The organism is Salinicola sp. (genome assembly GCF_982684285.1).
This window is the reverse complement of record NZ_CEXLVS010000033.1, coordinates 1-5,217: the sequence shown is the minus strand read 5'-3', so window position 1 is coordinate 5,217 and position 5,217 is coordinate 1. Positions and strand designations below refer to the sequence as shown.

Annotated in this window: 6 protein-coding genes; 1 reads left to right on the top strand and 5 read right to left on the bottom strand. The window is 60.9% G+C overall.

The window, feature by feature from the left end:
- Positions 1-526, top strand: a 526-nt coding sequence (locus AC3AYF_RS04785) for an alpha/beta hydrolase-fold protein (RefSeq protein WP_487779456.1), incomplete at its 5' end; no start/stop codon positions are given.
- Positions 527-650: 124 nt separating this feature from the next.
- Here AC3AYF_RS04785 and AC3AYF_RS04780 read toward each other — a convergent pair.
- The 5 genes from AC3AYF_RS04780 to AC3AYF_RS04760 form a co-directional block, all read right to left on the bottom strand.
- Positions 651-1,760: a sulfate/molybdate ABC transporter ATP-binding protein gene (locus AC3AYF_RS04780; RefSeq protein WP_487779455.1), complete on the bottom strand. Its 1,110-nt coding sequence runs from the start codon at positions 1,758-1,760 to the stop codon at positions 651-653.
- A 17-nt stretch (positions 1,761-1,777) separates the two neighbouring features.
- A complete protein-coding gene (gene cysW, locus AC3AYF_RS04775) occupies positions 1,778-2,644 on the bottom strand; it encodes a sulfate ABC transporter permease subunit CysW (protein WP_295037190.1) in 867 nt (288 codons plus the stop codon).
- A gap of 10 nt (positions 2,645-2,654) precedes the next feature.
- A complete protein-coding gene (gene cysT / locus AC3AYF_RS04770; protein WP_295037191.1) occupies positions 2,655-3,482 on the bottom strand; it encodes a sulfate ABC transporter permease subunit CysT in 828 nt (275 codons plus the stop codon).
- 21 nt (positions 3,483-3,503) lie between these two features.
- Complete coding sequence (locus AC3AYF_RS04765; RefSeq protein ID WP_365677070.1) at positions 3,504-4,574, bottom strand: sulfate ABC transporter substrate-binding protein; 1,071 nt, start codon at positions 4,572-4,574, stop codon at positions 3,504-3,506.
- Between the two features lie 119 nt (positions 4,575-4,693).
- Positions 4,694-5,217: LysR substrate-binding domain-containing protein (locus tag AC3AYF_RS04760; protein WP_487779454.1), on the bottom strand; the 524-nt coding region annotated here is incomplete at its 5' end.

Genomic DNA, 5,217 nt, shown 5'->3' with positions numbered 1-5,217 from the left:
CAACGCCAAGCGTGAGCCGTGGTCGACGCACTACCGGATGTACGACTACGTCACCGAGGAGCTGCCCTCGGTGGTCCGGCTGCACTTCCCGGTCAACGGTCGCGAATCGATCAGCGGCCACTCCATGGGGGGCCACGGTGCACTGGTGCTGGCGCTGCGTCAGCCTGGGCGTTATGCGGCGGTCTCGGCCTTCGCGCCGATCGTCAACCCGACCCAGGTACCCTGGGGGCAGAAGGCGTTCGAGAACTACCTGGGCGACGACGTCGGCCTGCGCACGCAGTACGACGCCTGCGAACTGGTCGCCAAGGGCTCGTCGCGCCAGCCGCTGTTCATCGACCAGGGCGAAGCCGACAACTTTCTCGAAGAGCAGCTCAAGCCGGAGCGGCTGGAGGCGGTCTGCGAAGAGCACGATCACCCGCTGACCCTGCGCCGCCACCCGGGCTACGACCACAGCTACTTCTTCATCGCCAGCTTCATCGACGAACACCTGCGCTACCACGCCGAGAGGCTCTACGCCAAGCGCTGAACACAGTCGTCTCGGGCTCTAGCCCTGCGTCAGCGGCACGCATCATGCGTGCCGCTTTTTCGTTGCCGTGTCGGTGCCGAGGCGCATGACCGATGCTTCGCCAAGAAAAGCTCGATGCTCGTTGTCAGGCGGGAACCGGCGGGGCGATCGAGGGCTTCCCGATGACCTGTCGCGGCTGAAACCAATGAATGTGATGGATTTTCAGACCGACTCGATCACCGGGGGATAACGACAATGACTTGAACGCGTGGCGAGTCATTTCGATCACGATCAGTCCGCTTTCGATCTGAGGGCCATCTCCTCCAGCGGCATCAGCGAAGGGAACCGCCTCGATATGATAGCTGCTGCCCATCGGCTGGATGTGTTGGACTCTTGCTTGCCACTCTGATGTCAAAGGATGAACAATCTCGATGTCGTGCGGACGGATGAACGCGTTCTGCTCGGCAGCGTGGAGGGTATCTCTGGCATCCGTTAGTGGAAGACGCCAGCTGCCACTGTGGAAAGCGCCACTGCGAATGGTGCCCTGAAACACATTGACGTTGCCAATGAAGGAAGAAACGAACGGTGTGCGTGGTTCGTCGTAGATCTCGGCAGGCGTACCCACCTGCTCGATTCGCCCATGATTCATCACCACAATGCGGCTCGCGACTTCCATGGCCTCTTCCTGATCGTGAGTGACGAACAGACTCGTCACATGAAGCTCCTCGTGTAGACGGCGCAGCCAGCGTCTCAATTCCTTGCGAACGTTGGCATCCAGTGCGCCGAACGGTTCGTCAAGCAGCAGGTATCGAGGTTCCACCGCCAGAGCCCTCGCCAGCGCAATACGTTGGCGCTGGCCACCGGAGATCTGTGGCGGAAATCGCGTGGCCAGCCATTCCAGTTGAACGAGCTCGAGCAGCTCATGGACGCGCTGACGAATCGCGGCTTCGTTGGGACGCCGGGCACGCGGCCTGACGCGTAAACCATAGGCGACGTTCTCGAACACGCTCATGTGGTTGAACAGGGCGTAGTGTTGAAATACGAATCCGACCTGGCGATGGCGTATGGGCTCGAACGTCATGTCGCGGCCCTCGAGCAGGATGTTGCCGCTGTCGGCGAATTCCATGCCCGCAATACTGCGAAGGAGCGTGGTCTTGCCGCAGCCGGAGGGGCCGAGCAGTGCCACCAGCTCGCCATCGTCGATGGAGAGCGAAATATCGTCCAGTGCCGTGAAGTTGCCGTAGCGTTTGGTCAACTGGTTAACCTGGATACTCATGACGATGCATTCTCCCATTGACGCTGCTGGCGCCACTCGACGATCGACTTGGCGATCAGGGTCACGATGGCGAGGCCGGCCAACAGCGTGGCGACGGCGAAGGCCGCGCTGAACTGGTACTCGTTGTAAAGAATCTCGACGTGAAGCGGTAGCGTGTTGGTCGAGCCACGGATATGCCCGGATACGACGGATACCGCACCGAATTCGCCCATGGCGCGCGCGTTGCAGAGAATCACGCCATACAGCAGCCCCCACTTGATGCGCGGTAGCGTGATCGTCCAGAACATTCGCCATGGGCCGGCCCCGAGCATTATCGCCGCCTCCTCCTGCTCGGCGCCTTGCGCTTGCATCAGGGGTATCAGCTCGCGGGCGACGAACGGCAAGGTGACGAACATCGTAGCCAGCACAATGCCTGGCAGCGCGAAGATGATGGGAAAGCCGTTGGCCGCGAACCAGCCGCCGAACCAGCCTTGAGCACCGAAGATCAGAATGAAGACGAGGCCGGCGATGACCGGCGATACCGAAAAGGGCAGGTCGATCAGCGTGGTCAGCAGGCTACGGCCCGGGAACTGGAACCGTGCGATACACCAGGCTGCGGCAATGCCGAAGAGCGTATTCAACGGCACGCAGATCAGCGCCGTGAACAGTGTCAGCAGAATCGAGTGTCGCGTGTAGCGATCGGTGATGGCGGTCAGGTAGGCCTGCCAGCCTTCCCGAAACGCTTCGAACAGGACAGCGACCAGGGGCAGGATCAGAAACAACCCGATGATGGCCAGCGCCAGCAGACTCAGCAGGTAGCGAACGAACGGCATTTCTCCCTTTTGCTCTCGCGACGCGGTTTGGGGTTGGAGAATACGACTCATGAGGCTTTCCTTAGTCGCGACCGGTGCGCTTGCGCGTCCAGTGTTGCAGTCCGTTGACGACGAGCAGCATGATGAAGGCAACGACCAGCGATGCCAGCGCGATACCGGGGGCGCCGGCGTAGTCGTACTGCTCGAGTTTGGTGACGATCAACAGGGGGACGATTTCGGACTTCATCGGCATGTTGCCGGCGATGAAGATGACCGATCCGTACTCCCCCAGCCCTCTCGCAAAAGCGAGTGAAAATCCGGTCAGAATGGCCGGTACCAGTGGCGGTAGCAGTACGCGATAGAAGGTCTGCCAGCGCGACGCGCCCAAGCTGGTCGAGGCCTCTTCTTGCTGTCGATCCAGTTCCTGAAGCACGGGTTCGACCGTGCGTACGACGAATGGCAGCCCGATGAAAATCAATGCCACGATGATGCCCAGTGGCGTGAAAGCCACGCGAATCCCCCAGTCCGTGAAGAACTGCCCCAACCAACCGTTGGGGGCATACAGCGTCGTCAGCACGATCCCCGCGACGGCGGTGGGGAGCGCGAACGGCAGATCGATCAGGGCGTCGAAGCCGCGTTTGAGGGGGAGGGGGTAGCGCACCAGCACCCAAGCGACGATCAACCCCAGAAACAGATTGGCGAAGGCGGCTGCAAAGGCGGTCGAGAAACTGACGCGAAAGGCAGCCAGCACCCTGCGATCCGCCAGCGCATCCCACATACCGCCGAGGCTGAGCTCGGCGGATCTGGTGACGAGGGCCGATAGCGGGATCAGCACCAGCAGCGAGAGCGTGAATACCGTGATACCCAGACTCAGCCCGAAACCCGGTAACAGCGTCTTTCGTTGGCTCATGAGAGATCGGCTTCCAGGCATTCAGGGGTGATAGATCTTGTCGAAGATGCCACCGTCGTCGAAGTAGGTCGCTTGCGCTTCGCGCCAGCTACCGAAGACTTCATTGACCGTGTGCAGTTCCAGATCGGGAAAGCGTGCGAGATCCTCCTTCGCGGCAGACTCGGGATTGACCGGGCGATAGTAGTTGGCAGCCGCCAACGCCTGGGCTTCGGGAGAATAGAGATGTTCGAGATAGGCGTGAGCGGCCTTCTCGGCAGCCTCTCCCTTTTTCCTGACATTGCCCTCGACGACCGCGACCGGCGGCTCCGCGAGAATGCTCACCGAGGGCACCACGATATCGAACTGTCCCTCACCCAGTTCTTCCGTGGCCAGGAACGCCTCGTTTTCCCATGCCAACAGCACGTCGCCGATAACTCGCTGCACGAAGGTGTTGGTGGCACCGCGTGCGCCGGAGTCGAGTACCGGCACATGGCGGTAGAGGTCGCCGACGAACTGCTCTGCTGCCGCTCTTGCGGCGCTGACTTCATCGGCGTACCGAGGATCGTCGAGCTTGCCCAGGTCGCCCAGTTGCTGCTTCAGGACGTAGATCCAGGCGGCCAGGAAGTTCCAGCGGGCGCCGCCGGACGTCTTGGGATTGGGGGTGATGACCTCGATGCCATCTTTCGTCAGGTCATCCCAGTCCTGGATGTTCTTGGGATTTCCCTTGCGAACCAGAAAGACGATCGTCGACGTATAGGGTGCACTGTTGTGCGGAAACGCGCTCTGCCACTCATCGGGTATCTTGCCGGTGCGATCGGCGATGGCGTCGATGTCGTAACCCAGCGCCAGCGTCGCCACGTCAGCAGGCAGACCGTCGATGATGGAACGTGCCTGACTGCCAGAGCCTCCATGGCTCTGTTCGATGGTGACGTCGTCACCGGTCTGTTGCTTGTACCACTTGCTGAACAGAGGGTCGTAGGCTTGATAAAGCTCACGCGTCGGGTCATAGGAGGCGTTTAGCAGCTCGATGTCTTCCGCCTGGGCGAATGGCGTGGCGCCCAGCGCGAACAGCCCCAGTGCGCTGGTGAATGCCCAAGAAGTCAATTTTCTCACGGGTATCGGTTCCCTGAAGTCGATCGGTGGGAGTGTCTGTCCGATGACTCTAAGTGAGCTGCTATCTATTTAAAAAGTAATAAAAACTGAATTGCTTATCGTATTTTTGACTTATCGGGTCAGCGCGCACCGAGCGCTTGCTGCACCGTCGTTGCGTCCAGCGCAGCGCTGCAGAGCTGGAGGAATTCGTAGGCGAAGGCGTGCAGGAAATGCCCGCGCCTGAGGGCGAGATAGGTGGTATTGCGGGGGAACAACGACTCTCCCGGCAGCAGTTCCAATCCACGGTCGCGATCGGGGTGGTAAGCCAATGATGCGATGATTCCGATCCCCAGACCCAGCTCGACGTAGGTCTTGATCACGTCGGCATCCAGCGCGGTCAGAACGACATTGGGTACCAGCGAAGCCTTCTCGAAGGCCTGATCGATCCTGGCGCGGCCGGTGAAGCCTTCGTGGTAGGTCACGACGGGGTAGTCGGCCACGTCCTCCAGGGTCAGGGGCGTGGCTCTGGTCAGCGGATGGTCGTCAGGCACGATGACGCTGTGATGCCAGTGATGGAAGGGGAAGCGCACGAACGACGCGCCATCCTCGTTGCCGGCCTCGGTGGCGATGCGGCGGACGGTGAGCGCTTCGGGCCCCTCCGATG